This window comes from Variovorax paradoxus, from assembly GCF_009498455.1.
Classification (GTDB): Bacteria; Pseudomonadota; Gammaproteobacteria; order Burkholderiales; family Burkholderiaceae_C; genus Variovorax; species Variovorax paradoxus_H.
The window spans coordinates 5,913,561-5,938,244 of sequence record NZ_CP045644.1; the positions used below are offsets into that span (position 1 = coordinate 5,913,561).

25 protein-coding genes are annotated in these 24,684 nt (G+C 65.7%); 18 read left to right on the forward strand and 7 right to left on the reverse strand.

The features are described 5' to 3' along the window. The first annotated feature begins 82 nt into the window (after positions 1 to 82). From GFK26_RS27305 to GFK26_RS27320, 4 genes are all read left to right on the forward strand, one after another. A complete protein-coding gene (locus GFK26_RS27305) occupies positions 83 to 1,564 on the forward strand; it encodes a PLP-dependent aminotransferase family protein (RefSeq protein WP_153284713.1) in 1,482 nt (493 codons plus the stop codon). 190 nt (positions 1,565 to 1,754) lie between these two features. Beyond that, positions 1,755 to 1,985 (forward strand): hypothetical protein, encoded by a 231-nt coding sequence (locus tag GFK26_RS27310; RefSeq protein ID WP_153284714.1) that lies wholly within the window; start codon positions 1,755 to 1,757, stop codon positions 1,983 to 1,985. Then, a complete protein-coding gene (locus GFK26_RS27315; protein ID WP_153284715.1) occupies positions 1,982 to 3,187 on the forward strand; it encodes a sulfite oxidase in 1,206 nt (401 codons plus the stop codon). Before GFK26_RS27310 ends, GFK26_RS27315 begins: the two co-directional genes overlap by 4 nt. Before the next feature lie 19 nt (positions 3,188 to 3,206). Continuing rightward, positions 3,207 to 3,566 (forward strand): c-type cytochrome, encoded by a 360-nt coding sequence (locus GFK26_RS27320; RefSeq protein WP_416222517.1) that lies wholly within the window; start codon positions 3,207 to 3,209, stop codon positions 3,564 to 3,566. A 122-nt stretch (positions 3,567 to 3,688) separates the two neighbouring features. Here the strand turns inward: GFK26_RS27320 and GFK26_RS27325 are convergent, their stop codons facing one another. Both GFK26_RS27325 and GFK26_RS27330 read right to left on the reverse strand, forming a co-directional pair. Next, positions 3,689 to 5,410, reverse strand: coding sequence for a cobaltochelatase CobT-related protein (locus tag GFK26_RS27325; protein WP_153284717.1), 1,722 nt, complete (start codon positions 5,408 to 5,410; stop codon positions 3,689 to 3,691). 4 nt (positions 5,411 to 5,414) lie between these two features. Then, positions 5,415 to 6,395: an AAA family ATPase gene (locus tag GFK26_RS27330; RefSeq protein ID WP_153284718.1), complete on the reverse strand. Its 981-nt coding sequence runs from the start codon at positions 6,393 to 6,395 to the stop codon at positions 5,415 to 5,417. A gap of 157 nt (positions 6,396 to 6,552) precedes the next feature. Between GFK26_RS27330 and GFK26_RS27335 the strand changes: the two genes are divergently transcribed. The 9 genes from GFK26_RS27335 to GFK26_RS27375 all read left to right on the forward strand — a co-directional run bounded on the left by GFK26_RS27335 (position 6,553) and on the right by GFK26_RS27375 (position 17,658). Next, positions 6,553 to 6,951, forward strand: coding sequence for a nuclear transport factor 2 family protein (locus tag GFK26_RS27335; protein ID WP_153284719.1), 399 nt, complete (start codon positions 6,553 to 6,555; stop codon positions 6,949 to 6,951). 16 nt (positions 6,952 to 6,967) lie between these two features. Next, a complete protein-coding gene (locus GFK26_RS27340) occupies positions 6,968 to 8,386 on the forward strand; it encodes an NAD(P)/FAD-dependent oxidoreductase (protein WP_153284720.1) in 1,419 nt (472 codons plus the stop codon). Between the two features lie 121 nt (positions 8,387 to 8,507). Continuing rightward, positions 8,508 to 9,974 carry an amino acid permease gene (locus GFK26_RS27345; RefSeq protein ID WP_153284721.1) on the forward strand — a complete coding sequence of 489 codons (1,467 nt, stop codon included), beginning with the start codon at positions 8,508 to 8,510 and terminating at the stop codon, positions 9,972 to 9,974. A 134-nt stretch (positions 9,975 to 10,108) separates the two neighbouring features. Further along, complete coding sequence (xsc, locus tag GFK26_RS27350) at positions 10,109 to 11,932, forward strand: sulfoacetaldehyde acetyltransferase (RefSeq protein ID WP_153284722.1); 1,824 nt, start codon at positions 10,109 to 10,111, stop codon at positions 11,930 to 11,932. Positions 11,933 to 12,136: 204 nt separating this feature from the next. Next, the gene (locus tag GFK26_RS27355; RefSeq protein ID WP_416222575.1) at positions 12,137 to 13,069 is read left to right on the forward strand and encodes a bifunctional enoyl-CoA hydratase/phosphate acetyltransferase; all 933 of its coding nucleotides are present in this window, start codon (positions 12,137 to 12,139) and stop codon (positions 13,067 to 13,069) included. After that, complete coding sequence (locus tag GFK26_RS27360) at positions 13,066 to 14,112, forward strand: YeiH family protein (RefSeq protein ID WP_153284724.1); 1,047 nt, start codon at positions 13,066 to 13,068, stop codon at positions 14,110 to 14,112. The genes GFK26_RS27355 and GFK26_RS27360 overlap by 4 nt, the downstream gene beginning before the upstream one ends. A 341-nt stretch (positions 14,113 to 14,453) precedes the next feature. Next, positions 14,454 to 15,410: a LysR family transcriptional regulator gene (locus GFK26_RS27365; protein WP_153284725.1), complete on the forward strand. Its 957-nt coding sequence runs from the start codon at positions 14,454 to 14,456 to the stop codon at positions 15,408 to 15,410. A gap of 96 nt (positions 15,411 to 15,506) precedes the next feature. Beyond that, positions 15,507 to 16,607, forward strand: a complete 1,101-nt coding sequence (add, locus tag GFK26_RS27370) for an adenosine deaminase (RefSeq protein ID WP_153284726.1) — start codon at positions 15,507 to 15,509, stop codon at positions 16,605 to 16,607. 43 nt (positions 16,608 to 16,650) lie between these two features. Next, a complete protein-coding gene (locus GFK26_RS27375) occupies positions 16,651 to 17,658 on the forward strand; it encodes a Bug family tripartite tricarboxylate transporter substrate binding protein (RefSeq protein WP_153284727.1) in 1,008 nt (335 codons plus the stop codon). Positions 17,659 to 18,005: 347 nt separating this feature from the next. On the opposite strand, the gene GFK26_RS27380 is transcribed toward GFK26_RS27375, so the two are convergent. Further along, a complete protein-coding gene (locus GFK26_RS27380) occupies positions 18,006 to 18,932 on the reverse strand; it encodes a LysR family transcriptional regulator (protein WP_153284728.1) in 927 nt (308 codons plus the stop codon). A 72-nt stretch (positions 18,933 to 19,004) separates the two neighbouring features. On the opposite strand from GFK26_RS27380, the gene GFK26_RS27385 reads away from it, so the two are divergent. The 4 genes from GFK26_RS27385 to GFK26_RS27400 are packed head-to-tail and all read left to right on the forward strand — an operon-like array spanning position 19,005 to position 22,260. Further along, positions 19,005 to 19,679 carry an HAD family hydrolase gene (locus GFK26_RS27385; RefSeq protein WP_153284729.1) on the forward strand — a complete coding sequence of 225 codons (675 nt, stop codon included), beginning with the start codon at positions 19,005 to 19,007 and terminating at the stop codon, positions 19,677 to 19,679. Between the two features lie 27 nt (positions 19,680 to 19,706). Beyond that, positions 19,707 to 20,693, forward strand: coding sequence for a tripartite tricarboxylate transporter substrate-binding protein (locus tag GFK26_RS27390; RefSeq protein ID WP_153284730.1), 987 nt, complete (start codon positions 19,707 to 19,709; stop codon positions 20,691 to 20,693). Between the two features lie 6 nt (positions 20,694 to 20,699). Next, positions 20,700 to 21,854: a DSD1 family PLP-dependent enzyme gene (locus GFK26_RS27395; protein WP_416222518.1), complete on the forward strand. Its 1,155-nt coding sequence runs from the start codon at positions 20,700 to 20,702 to the stop codon at positions 21,852 to 21,854. Between the two features lie 22 nt (positions 21,855 to 21,876). Then, a complete protein-coding gene (locus tag GFK26_RS27400) occupies positions 21,877 to 22,260 on the forward strand; it encodes a RidA family protein (protein ID WP_416222576.1) in 384 nt (127 codons plus the stop codon). Between the two features lie 94 nt (positions 22,261 to 22,354). Here GFK26_RS27400 and GFK26_RS27405 read toward each other — a convergent pair whose 3' ends face one another. Beyond that, positions 22,355 to 22,717, reverse strand: a complete 363-nt coding sequence (locus GFK26_RS27405; RefSeq protein WP_153284732.1) for a hypothetical protein — start codon at positions 22,715 to 22,717, stop codon at positions 22,355 to 22,357. Between the two features lie 102 nt (positions 22,718 to 22,819). Here GFK26_RS27405 and GFK26_RS27410 point away from each other — a divergent pair, with 102 nt between their 5' ends. After that, on the forward strand, positions 22,820 to 23,470 hold the full coding sequence (locus tag GFK26_RS27410; RefSeq protein ID WP_153284733.1) for a hypothetical protein: 651 nt from the start codon (positions 22,820 to 22,822) through the stop codon (positions 23,468 to 23,470). Positions 23,471 to 23,546: 76 nt separating this feature from the next. Here the strand turns inward: GFK26_RS27410 and GFK26_RS27415 are convergent, their stop codons facing one another. From GFK26_RS27415 to GFK26_RS27425, 3 genes are all read right to left on the reverse strand, one after another. Next, positions 23,547 to 23,870 (reverse strand): hypothetical protein, encoded by a 324-nt coding sequence (locus GFK26_RS27415; protein ID WP_153284734.1) that lies wholly within the window; start codon positions 23,868 to 23,870, stop codon positions 23,547 to 23,549. Positions 23,871 to 23,956: 86 nt separating this feature from the next. Next, a complete protein-coding gene (locus GFK26_RS27420) occupies positions 23,957 to 24,214 on the reverse strand; it encodes an SWIB/MDM2 domain-containing protein (RefSeq protein ID WP_153284735.1) in 258 nt (85 codons plus the stop codon). Between the two features lie 159 nt (positions 24,215 to 24,373). Beyond that, positions 24,374 to 24,673 (reverse strand): hypothetical protein, encoded by a 300-nt coding sequence (locus GFK26_RS27425; protein ID WP_153284736.1) that lies wholly within the window; start codon positions 24,671 to 24,673, stop codon positions 24,374 to 24,376. Between the last annotated feature and the right edge of the window lie 11 nt (positions 24,674 to 24,684).

Below are 24,684 nucleotides of genomic sequence, written 5' to 3' on the forward strand. Positions count from 1 at the left end.
CCCATTGGCAACCTCAGGGTAAGTCCTGATCACGCCCGCCCCCGAACTTGAAAGAACGATGGCACAACACCTGAAATCTGCGATGTGGAAGCAACTGCTGCAGCGCTCGGCACGCGAGAACATGAGCTTGCAGGGGCAGATCCGCGAGATGCTTGTCGCGGCCATCCTCGACGGGCAGTTACCGGCCGGCGTGCCGATCCCCTCGAGCCGGGAAATGGCCGAGCAACTTGGCGTTGCGCGCAACACGGTGGTGCTGGCCTATCAGCAGCTGGCTGACGAAGGCTATCTGGTCTCGCGCCAGCGCAGCGGCCATTTCGTGAACACCGACATGGCGACCAGTCGCCTCGGAACGCCCGCGCGACCGTCGCAAGATGCAACGGCCTGCGCGGCGGTGGACTGGTCGAGCCGCTTTCAGCAACGGCCGTCGCAACAACGCAGCATCGTCAAGCCGGCCGATTGGCAAAAGCATCCCTACCCATTTCTCTATGGCCAGTTCGACGCCGCGCTATTTCCCACTGCGGACTGGCGCGAGTGCTGCATCAAGAGCCTGAGCGTGCTGGACATCCGCGATTGGGCGCCCGACCAGATTGCGCGAGACGACGATTCGCTCGTGCAGCAGATACGCACCCGGGTCCTGCCGCGCCGCGGGGTCTGGGCCTCGGCCGACGAAATCGTCGTCACCGTCGGCGCACAGCACGCGCTGTACATGATCGCCGACCTGCTGATGCGCGAGGGAACGCGCGTGGGCATCGAGGAGCCCGGCTACCCCGACGCGCGCAACATCTTCGCCAGGCGCACTTCGCAGTTGGTGCCGCTTCCCGTCGATGAAGAAGGCCTGCCGGTGACGGACGCGCTGCGCGACCTGGACGTCGTCTACGCGACACCCAACCACCAGTGCCCCACCACGGCGACCATGGGACTGAAGCGCCGAGAAGCCCTGCTGAAGATGGCCGACGAATCCGACTTCATCGTCATCGAGGACGACTACGAAAGCGAGAACCGTTTCGACGGCGATCCGATCCCGGCGCTGAAGAGCCTCGACCGCAGCAACCGCGTGATCTACGTGGGCAGCCTGTCGAAGACGCTGGCCCCCGGACTGCGCATCGGCTACGTGGTCGGGCCGGCCGAGCTGGTCGCCGAGCTACGTGCGCTGCGCCGGCTGATGCTGCGCCACCCACCGGCCTACACCCAGCGCGCCTTCGCGTTGTTTCTCTCGCTCGGCCATCACGATGCGTTGTTGCGCCGCCTTGCCTCGGCGCAACGCGAGCGCGCCACCGCGCTGCGATCCGCACTGGCGCAGCATCTGCCGCAATGCAGCGTGGCGCCAGCAGCCGGCGGCAGTTCCTGCTGGGTCTCGCTGCCGGAACAGCTGGATGCCACGGCACTGGCCGAACAGGCGCGCGATCGCGGCGTACTGATCGAGCCCGGCGAGGTCTTCTTCATGACCGAGCCGCCCCCTCGGCAGCACTTCCGCATGGGCTACTCGTCGATCGCGCCTGCGGCGATCGAACCCGGCGTCAAAGTGCTGGCCGAACTCGTCCGCGGCTTCGAGCGCAGGCGCTGAAGCCGCTGGCCCCACCGAATCGGCGCATCTGGCGCCATGGCTGAAGCCGGACCAGGCCTACGCTGCAGGGATGCCGATGAACCCGCGACGACGCCAAGTCCTCAGGTACACCCCTCGCCGCAGCCGCCTTGCCGACGTCATTTTCCCGAGGCCATGCCGCTGCAAGCGGGCACCCGCTCGACGCCGTGACATGCCCAGCGATCCTTCGCTGGCGTTGGTGCATGGTCGCAGCCCGGCCACCCGCCGGCCGGCCGAAGACATCATCGCCAGCCAGCGCCTCGAGATCGACGGCATACAGCGCCGGCTGCTTGCGCTGCAGCAAGACCATGCGCAAGCGCAGCGGCCGGCAGGCTTTCCGTCCTGGGGGCGGCCTGCGTGGCGCCTGATGGGCCCCATGAACTCGCAAACGAGACAGCAATGAACCACATGAACACCTCCCCGAAACTCAACCGCCGTCACCTGCTGGCCGGCAGCGCCGGCGCATGGGCCGCCACCGGCTTGGCCGGCTGGACCGGCCAAGCCGCCGCCCAGGCCAAACCACTGCCAGCCCTGGTGGCCTGGAAGGATGCCGGCAGCGTGATCGTGCACAGCGCGAGCACACTGGAAACCCGGCGCAGCGCCTTCGGCACCAGTGTGATCACCCCCTCGGAGCAGCTCTACCTGCGCAACAACCTGCCTGCGCCGGATGCGGCCATCCTGAACGATCGTGAGAGCTGGGAACTCACCGTCGAGGGCGTCAAGGGCCCGCGCAAGCTCAGCCTGCGCGAACTCAAGGGGCTCGGCCTGGAGACCGTGGCGACGGTGCTGCAATGCTCAGGCAACGGGCGGGCATTCTTTCCGAGCAAACCCAGCGGCACCGCCTGGACGGTGGGTGCCGCCGGCTGCGTGCTATGGAGCGGCGTGCCGCTCAAGACGATGGCGAAGGCACTGGGCGGCGTGGCCGACGGCATGCTCTACATCACCGGCACTGGCGGCGAAAAGCTTCCCGACGGCCTTGACCCCCAAAGCATCGTGGTCGAGCGTTCGGTGCCCATCCGGGCGTTGGACGATGCGATGCTGGCTTGGGAGATGAACGGCGCGCCACTGTCACTCGCTCACGGCGGCCCACTGCGACTCATCGTGCCGGGCTATCAAGGTGTCAACAACATCAAATACATCCGACGCTTGGCGTTTACCGCCGCGGAGACCAACGCCAGGATCATGTCGCATGGATACCGCATCTCGCCGCCGGGCAGCAAGGCCGACCCGTCGCAACCCTCGGTGCAGGAGATGAGCGTCAAGTCGTGGATCAACTCGCCCACGCACGAGAGCGGAAAACTGGTCGCCGGCACCGTGCAGATCCACGGCGTGGCCTTCGGCGGCCTGGATGCGGTGAAGCGCGTGGAGGTGTCGGTGGACGGCGGAAAGACTTGGGCCGACGCCCAATTCATCGGCCCCGATCTCGGCAAATTCGCCTGGCGCCAGTTCGTGCTGCAGGCCAGATTGCCCGGCGGCACTCACACCCTCGCCAGCCGGGCCACCGATACGGCCGGCAAGGTGCAACCCGAAGCACGCATCGAGAACGTGAGCGGCTACAACAACACGAGCTGGGCCGACCACACCGTACAGGTCACCGTGGCCTGAGTCAGTCCAAGGGAATCTCATGATGAACCTCCAACACCCATACCGCGCGCTGCGTCGCGCCACCCTCGCCGTCTGCACCCTCGTCGCGAGTCTGCACGGCCATGCCGCCGATGACGGCGCCAAGCAATTCGCACTGGGCAAGAAACTCTTCGTTCAAGGCGCGGCGCCGGCCTGCGCGCTGTGCCACGCCTTGAAGGACGCCGGCAGCACGGGCGCGGTCGGCCCCATCCTTGACGACCTGAAGCCGGACGCCGCCCGCGTGGCGAACGCCCTGCGCAACGGCTTGGGCAACATGCCGGCCTACAAGGCCACGCTGCAGGAGGAGCAGATCCTTGCGTTGGCGCACTATGTAGCCAAGGCCAGCGGCGGAGCACGCTGAACAAGGCGCGTCCCCCGCACGCCCCCGAGCCCCTGCTCCTTCGAATCAACGCGTACCGGCAGCCAGGCTGCCCGGCCGTGGTGAGGCATGGCGTCGTTCAGCGCCCCCCGCCTTCCGCTGTTTCACCGACGCGCGAACATGGCGACGATCTCGTGGAACACCTCGTTCCCGAGCGCGCCCGAGATGTCGATCGTCTGGCTGCGGCGGTAGTAAGGGCTGAGGTCCAACCCGACGCCCACGCCGTAGATCTCCACCACGCCCTCCCGCTCGCGGCGCTCCACGACTTCACGCAGATGGTGGTCGAGGTAATGCGCGTCGTTGGCAAGATGGGTGGCGCTGTCCATCGGGCTGCCGTCGGACAGCACGACCAGCAGGCGCCGGCCCTCGCCACGGCTTTCCAGCCGCGCACAGGCCCAGTCCACCGCCTCCCCGTCGATGCCTTCGCGGAACAGGTCCGACTTCAGTAGCGCGGCGATGTCAGGCCGCGAGCGGCGCCATGGCGTATCGGCGTCCTTGAAGACCATGTGACATGTTTCGTTGAGCCGGCCGGGATGCTCGGTCCGGCCGGTACGCTGCCAGTCGCGCAACGCGCGGCCGCCGTTCCAGGCGCTGGTGGTAAAGCCGAGCACCTCGCTCGCAACGCCGGCCTGCTCGAGCGCACGCACGAACACGTCGACCAGCATGGCGACCGACTCGATGTGCTGCTTCATGGAACCCGAGCAATCGATGAGAAAGCTCAGCACGCAGTCGGCCATCGGCTCCTGCCGTTCGATGCGGAACAGGCGCCGCTCGGTCGGCGAAGCGATGAGCTGCGCGAGCATGCGGCCGTCGATGCAACCCTCTTCCTGCGCGCCATCCCAGTCGATGCGTGTGGCCACGGCGAGCACCGCCTTGAGCTCGCGTGCCAGCCGCGCGATGTTGACGCCCTGCCCCGCGATGCGGCGATCGAGGCGCTCGCGGTATTCCCTCAGCAGCGCGGAGCGCACCAGCGTCGCGGCCCTCACTTCCTGGTCATAGGCGGTCGTGAAGACGCGGTAGCCGTCATCGGCTTCTTCAAGCACGCGGCTGTCTCCGATGCTGGCGGCCGCGACGCGGTGATCGTCATCGTTGCCTTCGAAATCTGTCCAGTGGCTGAAGAATCGGCGGCCGTCGTCGTCCTCGCCACATTCGTCGGTCTGGTCATCGCCGGTCTCGCTGGCGGCATGGATCATTCCGGCCACCGTGTGCGCGATGGTCAGCGCATGCTGCGCATAAGCGGCCTGGTCGGTGCGCTGGCGACGCAAGCCGGCGAGTGCATGGCCCAGCACCGGCGCCAGGGCCATGCGCGTGGCCTCGATCACGCCATCCGTGGCCTCCACCACCGGTTGCGCCGTGACGCGGGCACGGCAGATTTGCGCCGTCGTGTAGAGCAGGATTCCGCTGGCGGTTTCCGTCACGCCGCTGTGATGAAAGGCAAGCGACCATTGTTCGTGACGGTGCTGCAGGTTGTGCACCATCCCGGGCATGCCGGCGGGCGCCAGTGCTTCCACTCGGAACTGCTCGAGCATGTCGAACAGCGCGCGCGCGAGCGGGTCGGCCGGGCCCAGGTGCCGGTGGAGTTCGGCATCGGACAGCAAGAGACGCAGCGCCATACCGTCGGCCGCGCCACGGAACGAGCCAAAGTCATCGCGCTGCGGAGACGGATGCAGGTGTGGCGCAAACAGTGCCAGCGCGCGTCGGCCCCGAAACAGGCGACGGCCACGGAAGTGCAGGTCCGCGTCACCGCTCAGCGCCCGGATCGAGGCGGCGCAGAGTTCGTCGACCTTCTGCTGATGCCGGGTTGCCGCCGCCTGGGGCACGCTCACCGCATCACTCCTGGTGTGTTGCAAGCTGATGCGACTCTTCGAGTTCGCGATCAAAGCAACGCTGGAAGTATTCGGCCACGATGGCACGCTCAGCTTCGTCGCACTTGTTGACGAAGGAGAGGCGAAAGGCAAGCGCCGGATCGCGGAATATCTCGACGTTCTCGGCCCAAGTGATGACGGTGCGGGGCGACATCAGCGTCGACAAGTCGCCGGCAGCGAAGCCCTTGCGCGTGAGCTCGGCCACGGCCACCATCGAATCGATCAGCGCGCGGCCGGCCGCGTCGGCGAACTGCGGCACACGCGCCTGCACGATGGCAATCTCTTCGTTGCGCGGCAGGTAGTTCAGCGCCGCGACGATGTTCCAGCGGTCGATCTGCGCGTGGTTGAGCCGCTGCGCGCCGTGATACAGGCCGCTCAGGTTGCCCAGGCCCACCGTGTTGGCGGTGGCGAACAAACGAAAGCAAGGATGCGGGCTGATCACGCGGTTCTGATCCATCAGCGTCAGCTTGCCATCGCGCTCCAGGATGCGCTGGATGACGAACATCACGTCGGGCCGGCCAGCGTCGTACTCATCAAAAATCAGGGCCACCGGACGCTGCAGCGCCCAGGGCACGATCCCCTCCTGGAACTCGGTGACCTGCTGGCCGTCGCGCAGCACCACCGCGTCCTTGCCAACCAGATCCAGCCGGCTGATGTGGCCGTCGAGATTGACACGAACGCAAGGCCAGTTGAGCCGCGCCGCCACCTGTTCGATGTGGGTGGACTTGCCGGTGCCATGCAGCCCCTGCACCATCACGCGCCGGTCGCGCGAAAAACCGGCCAGCAGCGCCAGCGTGACGTCCGGGTTGAAGCGATAGGCGCTGTCGACCTCGGGCACATGATCCTCGCCCTCGCTGAAGGCCGGCACGCGCAGATCGGTGTCGATGCCGAACACCTCGCGCACGGAGATCATTCGGTCAGGTCGGGCAGTACTCAGTTCGGTCATGTTGGTTTCCATCAAGTCCAAAAAAATGTACTTGGAGTCCTGCTGCCAAGGCCAGCGATTTCGCACGCTGGCTCCAGCAAAACCCGTGAACTGGCGCCACGGGCGCCGATCGCCGGCCTCTACGCTTCGTATCCACTGATCGAACGGAGACCTTCACATGCCCACCCCTTCCCGCCCTGTTGACGCCGAGTTCCTGCGCGCCTTTGCCGCAGCCTGGAACGCGCACGACCTCGAGGTGCTGATGTCCTTCATGAGCGAGGACTGCTCGTTCCACGCGGCCGGCGGTCCTGACCTGCTTGGCCGCAGCTTCATTGGCCGCGAGGCTGTGCGCGAAGGCTTCCAGCTGGCCTGGCAGACATTCCCCGACGCAGCCTGGCTCGACGGAGATCATTTCGTCTGCGGCGACCGTGGCGTGTCCGAATCGACCTTCCGCGGCACCAAGGCGGACGGCACGCGCATCGAAGCACGCATGGTCGACGTCTTCACCTTCCGGGATGGACTGATCGCGGTGAAGAACGCCTACCGCAAGGATCGCCCGCCGGTCCAGGCCGTATGAACACAGGGAGCCCATCATGGACATCAGCGCCCCGCGTCTCGCACCCCTGAACCCCTACGACCCGCAATACGATCCGCTGGTGGTATCCCATCCGGGGTGTGGGCGCGACTACGCGCCGACCTACTGGGTCGGCACGGCCGGCGCGCCGCCGCCGGATGACGGCCCGATCACGCGCGACACGGATGCCGATGTGGTGATCGTGGGCTCCGGCTTCACCGGGCTCGCCACCGCACTGTTCCTGGCGCGCGAGCACGGCATCCGCGCCACCGTGCTGGAAGCGAACCAGAGCATCTGGGGCTGCACCAGCCGCAACGGCGGCCAGGGCCAGAACGCCAGCGGGCGGCTGTACCGCTCGCAGTGGATCGAGCGCTGGGGCAAGCAGACAGCGCTGAAGCTGGACGCCGAGATCCGCGCCGGCTATGAAACCTTCAAGAGCCTGGTGGCAGAAGTGCCCTGTGATGCACAGCCCGGCGGCCACTTCTATGTGGCGCACCGCGACAAGAAGATGGACTTCTTGCGCAACGAGGCCAAGGTCATGCGCGACGTGTTCGGCTATGACACCCGCATGCTCAGCGCCGACGAACTGCGTCGCGACTACTTCAACGAGGCCGAAGCCTGCGGCGCCATGCACGAGCCGGACGGCATCGGCGTTCATCCGCTCAAGCTCGCACACGGCTACCTGCGCATGGCGCGCGCGCTGGGCGTGAAGGTGCATCCGGCCAGCCCCGTGACCGGCGTCGAGACGCGCGGCGGCGTGCACTACCTGAAAACCCCGGGCGGCACGGTGCGCGCACGCGCCGTGGGCTTTGCCACCGGCGGCTATACCAGCAACGGGCTGCACAAGAGCCTCGACTCGAAGATCATGCCGATTCTGTCGAACTCGCTGGTCACGCGCCCGCTCACACCCGACGAGCTGGAGGCGATCAACTTCCGCACGACCACCTTCATCACCGACACGCGCACGCTGCGCTTCTACTACCGCAAGCTGCCCGACAACCGCGTGCAGATCGGCAGCCGCAGCGCCATCACCGGTGCGGATGCGCCCGACCCGCGTCACATGCAGATGCTGGTCGAAGGCCTGCACCGCAAGTTCCCGGCGCTGAAGGGCATCCAGATCGACTACTCATGGTGGGGCTGGGTGGATGTGAGCCACGACATGATGCCGCGCGTGATGCAGCCCGATGCGAAGGAGAGCGTGTTCTACGCGCTGGGCTACGGCGGCAACGGCGTGAGCTTCTCTGCGCATGCGGGCCGGCGCATGGCCGAGCGCATCGCCGGCAAGAGCAACAAAGTGTTCGAGCTGCCGATCTACAACTCGCCCCTGCCCTACCCCAACGTGCTCAACCTGGTCGAGTCGCGCGCCTTCGCGCCGTTTCGTCGCCTCGGTCAGCGCTTCCTTTACCACTGGTATCACCTGCGCGACGAGAGGCTCTGACAAGCCGGACACCATTCATGAGACGCCCGGATCGACTACCAGCTCATGCTGCGGTCACTGCGACGGCAAGCAGCGCCTGGGGCGCCCTGCCGGTCGAGACATAAACACATTGGAGACAACCATGCATCCGCAAAAAGACTCGCAGCCCGCTTCGGGACTGCAGCACAGCCTCAAGCAAAGACACATGACGATGATTGCCCTGGGCGGGGTGATCGGCGCCGGCCTGTTCGTCGGCAGCTCGGTCGTCATCAAGGCGGCCGGGCCTGCCGCCATCATCTCGTTCATGCTCACCGGCGCGCTCGTCGTACTGGTCATGCGCATGCTGGGAGAAATGGCGGTGGCGATGCCGGCCGTCGGCTCGTTCTACGAATATGCGCGGCTGGCCTTCTCCGACCGGCCCACCTGCAGCGCACTCGCGGGTTTCCTGACCGGCTGGATGTACTGGTATTTCTGGGTCATCGTGGTGGCCGTCGAGACAGTCGCTGGTGCGCAGTTGCTGTCGTACTGGCTGCCGAGCGTGCCGCAGTGGATGCTCGGGCTCGGATTGATCGTCGTCCTCACGCTGACCAATCTGGTCTCGGTGAAGTCCTTCGGCGAATTCGAGTTCTGGTTCGCCTCGATCAAGGTCGCGGCGATCATGGTCTTTCTCTTCCTCGGCGCGCTCTATGTCCTGGGTCTGTGGCCGTCGACAAGCGCCGGGGTTGCATCCCCCGGCTTCACCCACTTCTTCGCGCATGGCGGGTTCGCACCCAACGGCATCGTTCCGATCCTCACCGGCGCGGTCGCTGCCACCGGCTTCTACTTCGGCGCGGAGATCGTGACGATCGCCGCGGCGGAAACAGCGCAGCCGGAAAAGGCGGTTGCCAAAGCGACCAGTTCGGTGATCACGCGCGTGCTGGTCTTCTATGTCGGCTCGATTTTCCTGGTGGTGGCCATCGTGCCCTGGAACTCGGTTGCAATCGGGACGCCGTATGTCAGCGCGCTGGCGGCGATGGGCATCCCCGGCGCGGCGCAGCTGATGAACGCCATCGTGCTGACGGCCGTGCTGTCGGCACTGAACTCCGGCCTCTACGCCTCTTCGCGAATGCTGTTCGCTTTGACCAAGCGAGGCGATGCGCCCAAGGCCCTGACGAAACTGAGCCGCAACGGCGTGCCCGTTCGGGCCATCCTGGTGGGCACCCTGTTCGGCTACGCCTCCGTGGTCATGTCCTACCTGTCGCCCGACCGTGTCTTTCAATTCCTGGTCGACTCCTACGGCACGGTGGCGATCTTCGTCTACCTGCTGATTGCCGTCTCGCAGCTGCGCCTGCGCCGCCGGCTCGAACGGGAAGCCCCGGAGCGCCTTCGCGTGCGCATGTGGTGCTACCCCTACCTGACCTACGTCGCGATCTTCGGAATGCTCAGCATCGTGGTGGCCATGGCCTTCATTCCCGAGCAGCGTCAGCCGCTGCTGCTGGGCATCGCCAGTCTCGGTGTGCTCTTGCTCGCCTACGGCGTGAGAGCTCTGCTCGGCCGGCGATCGACCCTGGTATCGACACCGAACCTGAACGTCAGAGCCAACCATAGCCATCCGCCATTGGCTCCATGAATGGTTGCGTCCTGGCCCCACAAGGCAAGCCGGGCCCTTCTTAGCATTCAAGAACCAATCAGCGCAGTCACGTCCTCGGCGCATCGATCCCGATTTTCCAACCTGAAATCACTACCTATCGGAGACTTCAAATCATGACCAAGCAAGCACCCAGCACCCATATCCGCACCGTTGTCAGTGGACCTCAGAAGATGACGCCTTCAGAGGCCTTCGTGGAGACCATGGTCGCCAACGGAGTCACCGACATGTTCGGCATCATGGGCTCGGCCTTCATGGACGCGATGGACATCTTCGCGCCGGCCGGCATCCGCCTGATCCCTGTTGTGCACGAACAAGGCGCAGGCCACATGGCCGACGGCTACGCCCGCGTCAGCGGCCGCCACGGCATGGTCATTGGTCAGAACGGCCCCGGCATCAGCAATTGCGTCACGGCGATCGCCGCAGCCTACTGGGCGCACAGCCCGGTTGTGATCGTCACGCCCGAGACGGGCACCATGGGCATCGGTCTGGGCGGCTTCCAGGAATGCAATCAGCTGCCGATGTTCCAGGAGTTCACCAAGTACCAGGGCCACGTGACCCATCCGGCGCGCATGGCCGAGTACACCGGCCGTTGCTTCGACCGCGCCATGTCCGAGATGGGTCCGACGCAGCTGAACATCCCACGCGACTATTTCTACGGCGAAATCACCACCGAGATCCCCAAGCCCAGCCGCCTTGATCGCGGCCCCGGCGGCGAGAAGAGTCTGAACGAAGCCGCCGAGCTTCTGGCCACGGCCAAGTTCCCGGTCCTCATCTCCGGCGGCGGCGTGGTCATGGCCGACGGCATCGAGGAATGCAAGGCGTTGGCCGAACGCCTGGGCGCCCCGGTGGTCAACAGCTACCTGCACAACGACTCGTTCCCGGCCAGCCATCCACTGTGGTGCGGTCCGCTGGGCTATCAAGGTTCCAAGGCGGCCATGAAGCTGATCGCGCAAGCCGACGTGGTGGTCGCGCTGGGCTCGCGACTGGGCCCGTTTGGCACCCTGCCCCAGCACGGCATGGACTACTGGCCCAAGAACGCGAAGATCATCCAGATCGACGCCGACAACAAGATGCTGGGCCTGGTCAAGAAAATCTCGGTAGGCATCTGCGGCGACGCCAAGGCGGCCGCCGTGGCATTGACCGAACGGCTGAACGGCAAGACGCTGGCCTGCGACGCCAGCAAGGCCGAACGTGCAGACAAGATCGCCACCGAGAAGGCCGCATGGGAGAAGGAACTGGACGACTGGACCCACGAAAAAGACCAGTTCAGCCTCGACATGATCGAGGAACAGAAAAAGGAAAAGACGCCCTTCGGTGGCCACTACCTGCACCCGCGCCAGGTGCTGCGTGAACTGGAAAAGGCCATGCCCGAAGATGTGATGGTGTCGACCGACATCGGCAACATCAATTCGGTGGCCAACAGCTATCTGCGCTTCGAGAAGCCGCGCAGCTTCTTTGCTGCGATGAGCTTCGGCAACTGTGGCTACGCCTTCCCGACCATCATCGGCGCCAAGGTTGCGGCTCCGCATCGCCCGGCCGTGTCGTATGCCGGCGATGGCGCCTGGGGCATGAGCCTGATGGAAACCATGACCTGCGTGCGCCACAACATCCCGGTGACCGCGGTGGTGTTCCACAACCGCCAGTGGGGCGCCGAGAAAAAGAACCAGGTCGACTTCTACAACCGCCGCTTCGTCGCCGGCGAACTCGACAACCAGAGCTTCGCCCAGATCGCCAAAGCCATGGGCGCCGAGGGGATCGTGGTCGACAAGCTGGAGGACGTCGGCCCGGCGCTCAAGAAGGCGATCGACATGCAGATGAACGAAGGCAAGACGTGCATCGTCGAGATCATGTGCACACGCGAACTGGGCGACCCGTTCCGCCGCGATGCGCTCTCCAAGCCGGTGCGCTTCCTCGACAAGTACAAAGACTACGTCTGACGCCCCGGCGCGGCACACACGCCGTGCTCGACCTGCTTGCGGCCCGCAAGCAGGTCGGCGTGAGCCTGCGCGCCGCGCTCTCTCAAGTTTCATCGCCCTCCGCCGGAGGGCAAGCCGAGAGGCCCCTCCATGCACTCCCCTATCCCTGGCAAGCCCCGTGAACCCCGCGCAACGACGCCGACGGCGCCGCAGGCGCACCCGCACATGCGGGCGCTCATCAAACGGGCGCGTGCGCAAGGCCCGATCACGGTCGCCGTCGCCTACCCCTGCGACACGACTTCCCTCGAAGCCGTGCACGCTGCAGCGCAAGCGGGGTTGATCGAGCCGCTGTTGGTCGGCCCGCGCAAGCGCATCGAGGCTGCGGCCGCGCAGGCCGGCGTGTCGATCGCGGACTATGTCGTGCACGACACCCCGGACGATCCGAGGAGCGCTGCCGCAAAAGCCACGGAACTTTGCCGAGACGGCCATGCGGCCGCGCTCATGAAAGGCGCATTGCACAGCGACGAACTGCTGGGCGCGGCCGTCAGTCGCGAAGGCGGCCTTCGCGGCAGCCGGCGCGCCAGCCATGTGTTCGTGATGGACGTCCCAGGTGTCGACCGGCCATTGCTCATGACCGATTGCGTGGTCAACATCGCCCCCACGCTGCCGGACAAGCGCGATATCGTGCAGAACGCGATCGACTTCGCCATCGCACTGGGCATCGGCAGGCCGCGCGTGGCCATCCTGTCGGCAGTGGAGACCGTCAATCCCGCCATCCCGGGCACCATCGACGCCGCAGCACTTTGCAAGATGGCCGATCGCGGCCAGATCAGCGGTGGCATGCTCGACGGACCGCTTGCCTTCGACAACGCGATCTCAGCCGAATCGGCGCGCAACAAAGGCATCGTGTCGGTGGTCGCCGGGCAGCCCGATGTGCTGCTGATGCCCGACCTCGAGGCCGGGAACATGCTCTACAAGGAACTCGTCTACCTGGCGGGCGCCGAATGCGCAGGCCTGGTGCTGGGCATGCGCGTGCCGATCGTGCTCACCAGCCGCTCCGATTCCGCCGCCAGCCGCGTGGCTTCTTGCGCATTGGCGGTGCTGATGGCCAGCGCGACAGCCGGAACGCACTTGGCTCCATTGAAGGAGGCGGCATGACCACCGCTTCCGCTTCGATCCGCGGGCAGTATGCGTTGCGGCACGCGATGGTGTTGATGCCGGGCGTGGCGCTGGCCGGAGTCGTCGCGCTGGCAGCCACTTTCGTCTCCACCTTGCATGGCGGTCCGCAGTTCCTGTATGCGCTGTTCTTCGGTGTCGCCTTTCACTACCTGAGCCAGGACGCGAAGGCCAAACCCGGCATCGAGTTCTGCGCCCGCGGCGTGCTTCGTCTGGGTGTCGGCCTGCTCGGTGCGCGCATCACCGCGACCCAGATCGTTGGGCTCGGCTGGAGCACCGCGCTGATCGTGATTGCCGCCGTCGTCACTACCTTGCTTTGCGGCGTTCTGCTCGGAAAGAAGCTGGGCCTGAGCCGTGCGCAGAGCGTGCTCTCGGGCGGCGCTGTCGCAATCTGCGGCGCCTCTGCCGCGCTCGCGATCTCCGCCGTCTTGCCCCGAGAAAAGGACGGTGACCGCTTCACGCTCATGGTGGTGGTGACGGTGACCGTGCTGTCCACGCTGGCGATGGTGATCTACCCACTGGTTGCCAAGCTGGCGCACCTTTCACCGGCAATGGCGGGACTCTTCATCGGCGGCACCATTCACGACGTGGCGCAGGTCGTTGGCGCGGGCTACACCCTCAGCCATGAGGCCGGCGACTACGCCACCATCGTCAAGCTGTTTCGCGTGGCGATGCTGACGGTTGTTGTTGTGGTGGTGTCCAGCGTCTTCAAGAAGCAACGGGAGGAGGCGCAGGCTGCAAGTGCGGCCGGCCGCAGCCCGACCAAACAGGCGCTGGTGCCATGGTTTCTCTGGCTGTTCGTGATCATGGTGATCGCCAACTCCCTGCACATGCTGCCGCCTGTCGCCCAGAACGGGATCAACGACAGCTCGCGCGCATGCCTGGTGATCGCCATCTCGGCGCTGGGCATCAAGACCTCGTTCGCGCAGCTCGCCCGAGCGGGTTGGCGCCCGTTCGTCCTGTTGCTGGTCGAGACGCTCTGGATGGCGGGGCTGGTGCTGGCAGCCATCCTCCTTCGTCCCTGAGATAGCAGGTCGACCGCGGTCTTCCGGGTGTTCCTGACGATCAAGTGGCCGGGGCACAGGCGCGCTGGGCGACGCTCGCGGGCCAGACTTTGTTCGGCGCAAAACAGCCGGACCTGTAGCGGCACGCGGATGCGACTGCAAGCGGCCAGTCTCCAGTGGTGAACGGCCCGGTTTGAGGGACTCGTCAACCTTGCCACCTGGCGTCCGCAAACGTCCAGTTCGAGCACCCGAGTGCGCTCGGACGAATCCCGTGGGAGACCCACGACGCAGCACTTCGGGGCGAAGCTTGCGGGCAGAATCGGGGCGTCGCTCCGCGCCTCGAGGAGCCCCACTTCTTTCGCGTGAACATCGTGCCTCTCGAACTTGGCGAACATGACCGTCGACTGGATGAATCGCTGTTGCGTTCCCTGCACGCCTTGCTGGGGGAAGCGAGCGTCTCGCAGGCCGCCGCGAAGTTGGGCGTTGCGCAGTCCGCGCTGAGCCGCCACCTCAAGGTGCTGCGGCAGTTGACTGGCGACGAACTACTGATACGCGTGGGCAACCGAATGGTGCTCACTGAAAAGGCGCAGGCCCTGGTTGCGCCCACCCGCCGCATCCTGGCAGACATGTCGCTGCTCACCTCGGAGGCCAAGCCCGTCGAACTCGCACAGATGCGCCAGAGCTTTCGCATCGCGACCTACGACTTCTTGCCACACCGGTTCTTCGCGGACATCGTCGAGCGGGTTGCCCGGCAGGCGCCCGAGTGCGACGTGGTCGTGCGCGGCCTGGGCTCCCGGTTCGAGCACTACCGCCAGCTCGCGGACGGTGAGGTCGACATGGTCATCACCATCTGGCCCGAGCTGCCGGACCATCTGCGCGCGGCAAGCTTGTTGACCGAGCCGATGGTGTGCCTGATGCGTAGGGGCCATCCGCTGCTGGGTAAACCGCTGACACTTGAGGACTATCGCCGGGCTCGGCACCTCGCCTCGCTGGAGCACGTGCCGGGGCAGGGCACCATCCTCGATGCACAGCTCGCGGAACTGGGCGTGTCGGTGCACACGGCCATTCACACCCAGTTCCTGAGCATGGCGCCCGCCATCCTCGCCCGCTCGGACCTCATCTTCTCCACCGGCCGACTGCTGGCCGAGGACTTCGCCGAGCAGTACCCGCTCGCGCTCGTGCCGTTCCCCGCCAAGATCAAGCCGCATCGCTATCGCCTGGTTTGGCACGAGCGCACACACAAGAGCCAGGCCATGAGCTGGATGCGCGGCGAATTGATCGCTGCCGCGCGCGCGCTCGCCCACCGGCCAAGGTCATGACAATGGCGTCATAACCTGCTGCACACCGCGGCGCTGGGCGTCGGCGGCAGGCGTGGATAAGGTGGCGGCACATCCCCTTACCCGACGCTGCCGCACATGTCCTTCCCCTTCTCCAACGTCACCGATTCGTCCGCTGTTTCTGCCACGCCGCTTCCGGCCGAGCTACTTGCCCGTGTTGCTCGACTTCCCAAGGTCGACTTGCATTTCCACATGGCCGGCACGCTGCGACCAGCCACGCTTGCGCGGCTCGCGGGCAAATACGACCTGCCTCTGCCCCGCCCCCTGGAGACGCTGTACACCTACCGCGACTTCTACGACTTCATCGACGTGCTGCGCATCGCCGCGCAGGTCGTGCGCAGCAGCGCCGATTTCGAATGCGTGGCCTACGAAGCCGTGGAGGACGCGGCGCGCAGCAGCAACGCGCGCCATGTCGAGATGTCCTTCAACCCTCAGTACTTCATGCCCACCGCCGTTCCCTACCGGGTGCAGATCGAGGGGTTGACTGCGGGCCTGCATGCCGCGCAACGCGACTTCGGCTGTTCAGGCCTGCTGATCGCCTCTTTCGACCGCGGCCTGCCGCTTGACAGCGCCGAGCGTGCCATGGAAGACATCCTCGGCCTGCGCTCGGACCTCGTGGTCGGCGTGGGCCTGGACGGCCCGGAGCGCGAAGGGCCGCCGGCCCGGTTCGCGGCGCTCTTCCAGCGCGCCGGGCAGGCCGGACTGCGCCGCACGGCCCACGTCTGCGAGGACAACCAGACACTGGAGGAGGCGCCGCCTTCCAATGTCGACGCGTGCATCGAGCTCCTGGGCTGCGACCGGCTGGACCACGGCTACAACCTGCTCGCGAGTGAAGACGGGTTGCGCCGCGCGCGCGATCGCGGCGTGTACTTCTGCGTGTGCGGGGTCACGAGCGTCGTGCGGCGTCAGCGCCAGCGCATCGAAGGCCTCAAGCGCATGGTCGACGCGGGCCTGCCCGTCACCCTCAACACCGACGACCCCGCGATGTTCCATACCGACCTCTCTCACTCCTACGCCACCGTGCTCGAAGGCTGCGGCTGGGGGTGGGCACAGGCGCGTGCCTTCAGCCTGGCGGGCGTGGACGCATGCTGGCTCGACGAGTCGGCCAAGAGGGCCTTGCGCGCCGAGTTCGAGCGCGAGATCGCCCGGCTCGAAGGCGCGCCATCTGCAACCCATTGACCGCCCCGCCGAAATCAACCGAAGCCGAAAGCAAGGATCTGTGATGCCACTCGCAACTGCTGCAAAAATCCACCGCCGTCAACTGGTTGCGGCACTCGCACTCGCCGCCCTTGCGTGCTCGGCGCCGCCCCTCATGGCCGAGGGCGCATGGCCCGCACGCGCGATCACCCTCATCGTTCCCTATGCTGCGGGCGGCAACGTGGACGTCATGGCGCGTTGGATCGGACCCGAGCTGTCAGCGCGTCTCGGGCAGCCCGTGGTCATCGAGAACGTCTCGGGCGCCGGCGGCATCATCGGCACGGAAAAAGCCGTGCGCGCCAAGCCCGACGGCTACACCCTGCTGCTGTCGGTGGAAAGCACCATCATCATCGCGAAGATGGTCACGCCTTCCACCGTCCGCTACGACGGGCTGGCTGATTTGATGCCCGTCACCCTGCTGGGGGCGCAGCCCCTGGCGCTCGTGGGCAAGCCCGCGATGCAATCGAAGACCGCCGAGGCGCTCTATGCCGAGCTGAAGTCTGTGCCGGGCAAATACAGCTACGCGAGTTCCGGCGTGGGAACCTCGCTGCACCTGGGCGGCGAACTGCTCAAGCAGCAAGGCGGCCTCGACATGCTCCACGTGCCCTATCGAACCGGCACGCAGATCGTGAACGATCTCAGCGGCAATCAGCTGGACCTGGCCGTGCTGCCCTTGTCCATGGTGATGCAGCAGGCACGCGCAGGAAAGATCCTCGTGTACGGCGTGATGTCAGACAAGCCGTCCCCGGCCATGCCCGAGGTGCTTCCCCTGGCCGGCGTGCCGGCCTGGCGCGGCGCGAACGTGACGGTGTGGCAGGGTGTCTTCGCGCCAAAAGGCACGCCGACGCAGATTGTCGAGCGGCTGAATACCGCGCTGGGCCAAGTGCTGGCCAATCCCAGCGTGCGCAAGAACTTCGAGGATGGTGGTGTCACGCCAATGGGCGCCGGTCCGAGGGAATTCGCTGCGTTCGTCAAGAACGAGGAGAGCAAGTTCGGCGCGATCGTCACCAAGGGAAACATCAAGGCCGAGTAACCGGCCCGCCGAGCAAGACCGAGCATCTGCTGGACCAAGCGCACTTGCATCCTGATGGCGATGAGCCAGGCTGTTTCGACAGTGAATCCGCCTGTTGCCATACCGCTGGTCTGCCGCCATCCTACTGGCCGCCCCCCGGATGTCGCAAAAGCAGCGATTGCCGTCGTCGGGCTTGGAACCATCGATGGCTGCATGGAGACTGACACCCGACGCTTGGGTTCGTGGGCCAGGCTGACGGGGTCGGCGCGAGAACTCGACAATGCACCGTGTCCATTCGCCCGCCAGCAGTCATTGATAGGTTAGCTCTCGCATGTCGGTCGCTTGGTCTTCGCTCAGCGCCCGCGGATTCACCGGTGCGACTCGGTGCCGCGCCCGTCCGATCGACCCGCCGCCTCCACCAGGAAACTGACCAGCGCCTGCACCCGCGCGCTGCGCCCCTTGCGCGTGGGCACCAGCACCACCACCGGGGCGGCGCCAAATTCCCAATTGACCATCACGCGCTCAAGGCGGCCGGCGGCCAGCGCTTCGGCGGCGTCCCATTGGGAGCGCAGCACGATGCCCAGGCCATCCTCGGCCCACTGGCGTGCCACGCTGCCGTCGTTGCTGACGAAGGCCGGGTTGATGCGCAGCGTCTCGCCCTTGCGGGCGCCGCTGCCCGCGGGCCGCATGTGCCACAGTGTCACGTCTTCGTCGTTCTCGCGGATGCAGATGCAGGCGTGATAGGCCAGGTCCGCCGGGTTGCGGGGCGTGCCGTGCTCGCGCAGGTAGCCGGGGCTCGCGCACAGCCAGCGTTCGTTGGAAGCGAGCGTATGCGCCACCCAGGACGAGTCGCGCACCGCGCCCACGTGCACCACCGCGTCGGAGTCGTGCTTGTCGGGCCACGGCGTTTCGCGCAGGTCCAGCTGCAGCCCCAGGGCCGGATGCAGGCGGGAGAAACGGGACAGCCACGGCGCGACATGTGTGCGGCCATAGCCGAAGGACGCGGCCACCCGCAGCGTTCCGCTCAGGCGCCGGTCGTCCCGCTGCAGGGATTCGCGCAGGCCGTCGAACTTCAGCAGGAGTTCATAGGCCTCACGCCCGAACCGTTCGCCTTCCGAGGTCAGGTGCAGCTTGCGCGATGTGCGGTTGGCCAGCACCAGGCCCAGCGAGGCCTCGAGCTTGCGCAAGCGCATCGAGAGCGCGGGCGGCGTGACACCGAGCGAGCGCGCAGCCGCGCTGAGCGAGCTCTCGCGCAGCAACGCGGCAGCCAGGCGAAGGTCTTCGATCTGCATCATTCAGCAGAGCTTAACTATTGATGACGCAAGAGTGAAGCTCGAAGACGCCCTGGCACACCTAAAGTGAGCGCCATGCAAAACACTTCGACTTCCATTGCTGCGGCCGGGCGCTATCCCCGGGCCGTGCTGTTCGACCTGCTCACTGCGCTGCTCGATTCGTGGACCGTCTGGAACGCGGCTGCCGGCTCCGAGCAGATGGGCCGCGCCTGGCGCGCCGAATACCTGCGGCTCACTTATGGCTGTGGCGCCTACGTGCCCTACGAAGACCTGGTACGGCAGGCCGCCGCCACCGTGGGATTGCCCGCGAGCGCCCCGCAGTCGCTGGACGACCATTGGGAGGAACTGCCCGCGTGGAGCGGCGCCACCGAACTGCTGCGGGCGCTCGCGCCCCACTGCAAGCTGGCCGTGGTGACCAACTGCTCGCGGCGCCTGGGCCAGCGTGCCGCCGATCGCCTGGGGATCGACTGGGACGTGGTCGTGACCTCCGAGGAAGCGGGCTTCTACAAGCCCGATCCCAGACCCTACCGGCTGGCCCTGGAGCGCCTGGGCGTGCAGCCGGCCGAGGCGGCTTTCGTTGCCGGATCAGGCTACGACATGTTCGGCACCGCCAGCGTCGGCCTGCGCACCTACTGGCACAACCGCGTCGGCCTCGCCCGGCCCGAAGGCGCGCCGCTGGCGGAGGTCGAGTCGCCCACGCTCGATGGCGCGCTGCCATGGCTGCGCGGCTTCCGACCGGCCGCTTTCTGATCCAACCCACCACTCCAGGACCTGTCCATGATCCGCTCCCTTCGCCTGGTGGGTAGCCTTGCTTCCCTCTGTGCCGGCTTGCTGGCCGCGTCCGGCGCTTTCGCACAGGCGTTTCCGAACCGCCCCGTCACGCTGATTGTTCCATTCCCGGCCGGCGGTCCCAGCGATGCGCTGGCCCGCGCCGTCGCGCAGAAGATGGCTGCGCCGTTGGGCCAGCCCGTCGTCATCGAGAACCTCGGCGGCGCGAACGGCGTCATCGGCCTGACGAAGGCCAGCAAGGCCGCCGCCGATGGCTACACGATCTCGTTCGGAGGCATCGGCACGCATGTGGCCAACCTCGCGCTGTACAAGAAGCTGGCCTATGACCCCGTCGCCGATTTCGCTCCCATCGGCCCCGCGGGCGCGGCACCGATGCTGCTGCTGGCCCGCGCCGACCTGCCGGCGAACGATCTACGCGAGTTCAGCGCCTGGCTGGCGAAGCACAAGGACAAGGCCTCCTATGGCAGCGCGGGCGTGGGGTCGATTTCGCACTATGGCTGCGTGCTGTTGCTGTCTTCCCTCGGCCAGAACGCCACGCACGTGCCCTACAAGGGCGTTGCGCCGGCAATCAACGACCTGATGGGCGGGCAGACCGATTTCATGTGCGACCAGACCACCACCGCACTGCCGCAGATCGCCGGAGGGCGCATCAAGGCCGTCGCCGTGCTGTCGGGCACGCGCCTCGCGCAGCTGCCGCGTGCAGCCACTGCGGCGGAAGCCGGCCATGCGCTGGACGTGCGTTCCTGGAATGCCTTCTTCGCCCCGCGCGGCACCCCGCAGCCCGTGCTCGCCAAGCTGACGGGCGCGCTGCAACAGGCAGTGGCCGATCCGGTGCTTCGCAAGCAGATGGAAGGGCTGGGTGTCGACTTGCCCGCACCCGCCGATGCAACGCCCGCGGCCGTCACCGCGCTCATCGCGCGCGGCATCCGCGACGACGTGCCGGCCCTCAAGGCCAAGGGCCAATACCTGGACTGATCCGAAATGAACAACATGCAGAACAACCCTCCAAATCTCGCCGATATCGACACCCCCGCAGCCGTCGTGTCGCTTCCACGTATGCAGCGGAACATCGCGCGCATGCAGCAGCAGGCCGATGCGCTGGGCGTGCGCTTCCGCCCGCACGTGAAGACCACCAAATGCGCCGATGTGGTCGCGGCCCAGCTTGCCGCCGGCGCGGCGGGCATCACGGTGTCGACGCTGAAGGAGGCCGACCAGTTCTTCGCCCGCGGCGTGACCGACATCCTCTATGCCGTCGGCATGGCGCCGCACCGGCTCGCGCATGCGCTGGACCTGCGCCAGCGCGGCTGCGCGCTGCAGATCCTGACCGACAGCGTCGAAGGCGCGCGGGCCATCGCCGAATACGGCCGCGCGCACGGCCACGCCTTCGAGGTGCTCATCGAGATCGACACCGATGGTCACCGCTCTGGCATCAAGCCGGGCGAGGACCTGCTGCTCGAGGTCGGCCGCGTGCTGCATGAGGGCGGCATGCGCCTGGCCGGCGTGCTGACGCATGCGGGCTCCAGCTACGAACTGCACACGCCCGAGGCCCTGGCCGCCCTGGCCGAGCAGGAACGCGCCGGCTGCGTGCAGGCCGCGGAACGCCTGCGCGCCGCAGGCTTGCCTTGCCCCATGGTGTCGGTAGGCTCCACCCCCACGGCGCTGGAAGTTGCGTCGCTCGAAGGCGTGACCGAACTGCGCGCCGGGGTCTATGTCTTCTTCGACCTGGTGATGCGCAACGTGGGCGTCTGCAGCACCGAAGACATCGCGCTGAGCGTGCTCACCACCGTCATCGGGCACCAGGCCGACAAGGGCTGGGCCATCGTCGATGCCGGCTGGATGGCCATGAGCCGCGACCGGGGCACGGGCAAGCAGCAGCGCGACTACGGCTATGGCCAGGTGTGCACCGTGGACGGGGTGCCAATCGAGGGCTACCTGCTGTCGGGCGCCAACCAGGAGCACGGCATCCTCTCGCGCGAGGGCGCTGCGGACCCGGACATCGCGGCGCGCTTCCCGACCGGAACCCGGCTGCGGATCCTGCCCAACCATGCCTGCGCCACCGGCGCGCAGTTTCCCGCCTACCAAGCGCTGGCCGCGGATGGCACGGTGCAAACCTGGGAGCGCCTCCATGGTTGGTGAGAACGCCGCTGAACCCCGCAATATGTCGGGCCCGGCCCATGTCGCAGTGCCCGCCATGGCCAGGCCGGGCGGCCACTACAGCCATGCCGCCGTGGGCGGCGGCATGGTCTTCATCGCCGGACAACTGCCGATCACGCCGGAGGGCGAGCGCCTGGCCGATGCGACGTTCGAAGCCCAGGTGGCGCAGACGTTGGCGAACGTACAGGCCGCCTTGCTCGCGGCCGGTTCAGACATCGACAAGCTGCTGCAGGTGAGGGTCTACCTCGACGACATCGCCAACTGGCCGGCCTTCGACAGGATCTATGCGCAGTGGGCCGGACCATCGCGCCCAGCCAGGGCCGTCGTGCCGACCGGACCGCTGCACTTCGGGTTAAAGGTCGAGGTGGAGGCGATGGCGCTTGCATGATCGGACGATTGACCGCTTCGGGGCGACGCGACCGGCTGCTTCTGGCATCAAAGCTACAAACCGCAACCGGCTACAGTCGGCCAACAGCAGACCTTCAACCGTCCTGTTCAGTCGACAGACCAGATTCGAACGCACCACCATTGTGATAGTGCTCAACGATCCGCATTGCCATGAAGCCATATGCTTTTTCGGGAGGCGTATCGTTCTCGACGTATCGAATGTGTGAGACCACGTAGGCGGAGCCCAGATGCTGGTTGGCTTCCGCCACCCCGCGTAGCACGTGTTGGACGAGCTGATCTTCGTTCAAAGGCTTGTGCCGGCACTCGCCTGTGCCGGCGAGTCGCTCACAGATGGGAAAGCCATCGAGGGGGCCACCGAGTCGAATCTGAAGCAAGTTGTGCGTTGGTCCGGTAATACGGGCAGCAGCGAAAAACTCCCCCAAGCGTACGAACTGCATTTTCGAGGTCCAGTTTTTGTGCGAATAGCTGAATCATGCCTCAGCGACTACTGCAGAATTCGGCCAGAAGCTGCCTATCGGCCTCACCGCTCGCAAGACCCCATGAAGCAATCAGAACTCAACAAGATGGTTGGCGCTTGCCTCAAGCGCGAAGGCAAGACGCTCGGTTGGAAGACGAAGGCCCATAACGCCTTTCGCGTTGAGGGGGACATGTTCTTTTCGCTCTTGATTTCAGGCGACGCGAAAGAGAAAACGCTGTACCGCAGGCTGTCATGTAAGCCGATGGCCTTCGACGCTGAGCTATGGAACATTTTGGGCATGACAGCCAATTCGCAGGAGCCCTTGGGGCTTCGCGCCGATGGGGCGTACACCCTCTTTGGTATCGCCCTGTACGAAGGCTCGATTGAAGTTGCAGAGTGGAATGATGAGGGGCTGTTGACCTCTACTCGCCAGTGCCTTTTAGAAGCGAATGCATCCATCGAGTCCAATCAACACCTGCGCACCGTCGATGCGTTCATGAAACTGGGCGAAGCTTTCAACGTGGACATCCTCAAGAGAGTGCCGAACACGGCATGGAACTTTTGGAAGGAGCGCTTGATTTGCCATCGTCTTAAGGGAGAGATGGAACAAGCAACCTCAATTGCCGAGGCTCGCATTTCCGCGGGTGATTCAGGTCGCTTCGTCATTGGCGGGCAGACGTTCTACCACCTTGCGCAGCGGCTACCACAGGGTCACAGCGTACCTGCCGGATGACCGCTTTTAAGCGAGTTCTATGCCGGCTTTGGGCCCTAAGCCGAAGTTCACTCTTCTCCGAAGCAGACCTTGTGTCTTATGTGGAGATTTTGGCCAGGAGGTCCGGGCGCACCTCCTCCGGCGTGAAGGCTCTCAGAATTACTTCCTTGGGCTCGACCGCACCTTCGGCCCGTGCCAAATCTATCCTGGCAATCTGCTCTGGAGATAGAAAGTGGTCCTTCAGGGCGACGGCAACGCTCGTTATCTGAGTGCGTCGAGCAAGGAAAGCATGCATCTGCGCGACGGTAAGTCCAATCGCATGACCTGCGGCGACTTCAGCTGCAACGTGCACTGTGATACCAGAACCTGCGTCCACATTAACCACCGCTTTGAATTCCGCAAAGTATTCTTCAAGGTTCATTAGATGTCCGGTTCTGGCCGCCCGGGGCCGGTCACCGACCAGGTCCGCTCCTGGTCAGCCAACGCCGCTGCGTGCGGCAACGCTCTTCAGGACAGGTGCTTCCCAACAAGACCCGACATTTCGAACATCGTCACCTCTGGCTTGCCCATCACCGCTTGAAGCTTGGCATCACAAAGGATATTGCGCTTGTTCGCTGGGTTCTGGAGGTTGTGCAGCTTGATGTAGTCCCACAGCAGCTTGGTGACCTCAGTTCGAGGCTGGGGTGCGGAGCCAATGACGGCTGCGAGCTCGACGCTGGGTGTCAGGGGGCGCGTGAACGCCGTTTGCTTCTTGGCAGTGGTCATATTTGTCTCGGCAAAGCGGTGAATTCTACGAACGCCCCAAAAGGTTTCGCCGGGCGCAGCCCCGGGCGGCGGTTGTGAGGCATGTCCGTCGATCAGTTCTTAGCAAAATGGAAGGCAGGCATGAAGGTCAGGTGTTGGCCGACTGCGGGCTTGGGACCATTATTTGGCCATTAGGCCAACAGCGGCGGCCTTGAGCACTACGACGGCCTCGGCGGCTGAGGGCTGGTAGAGTTCGCGCCATGTGTCGTCCCAGCTCGCCGGTCGGCCCTCGTTCTCCCAATCTTCCAGCGCCACCGCGTTGACGATTTCAACCTCTAACCAGGCGCGCTGGTATCGCTCCAGACCAACAGCATCGGTTGAGCCGACGAAGGCGTCTTCCGACTGCTGAGCGAATTGCGCAAAGGCGAACACGTCATCCGTGGCCTTGAGGGCGAGTGCATCGAATTCCCGTCGATTCATGTTGGGTGACG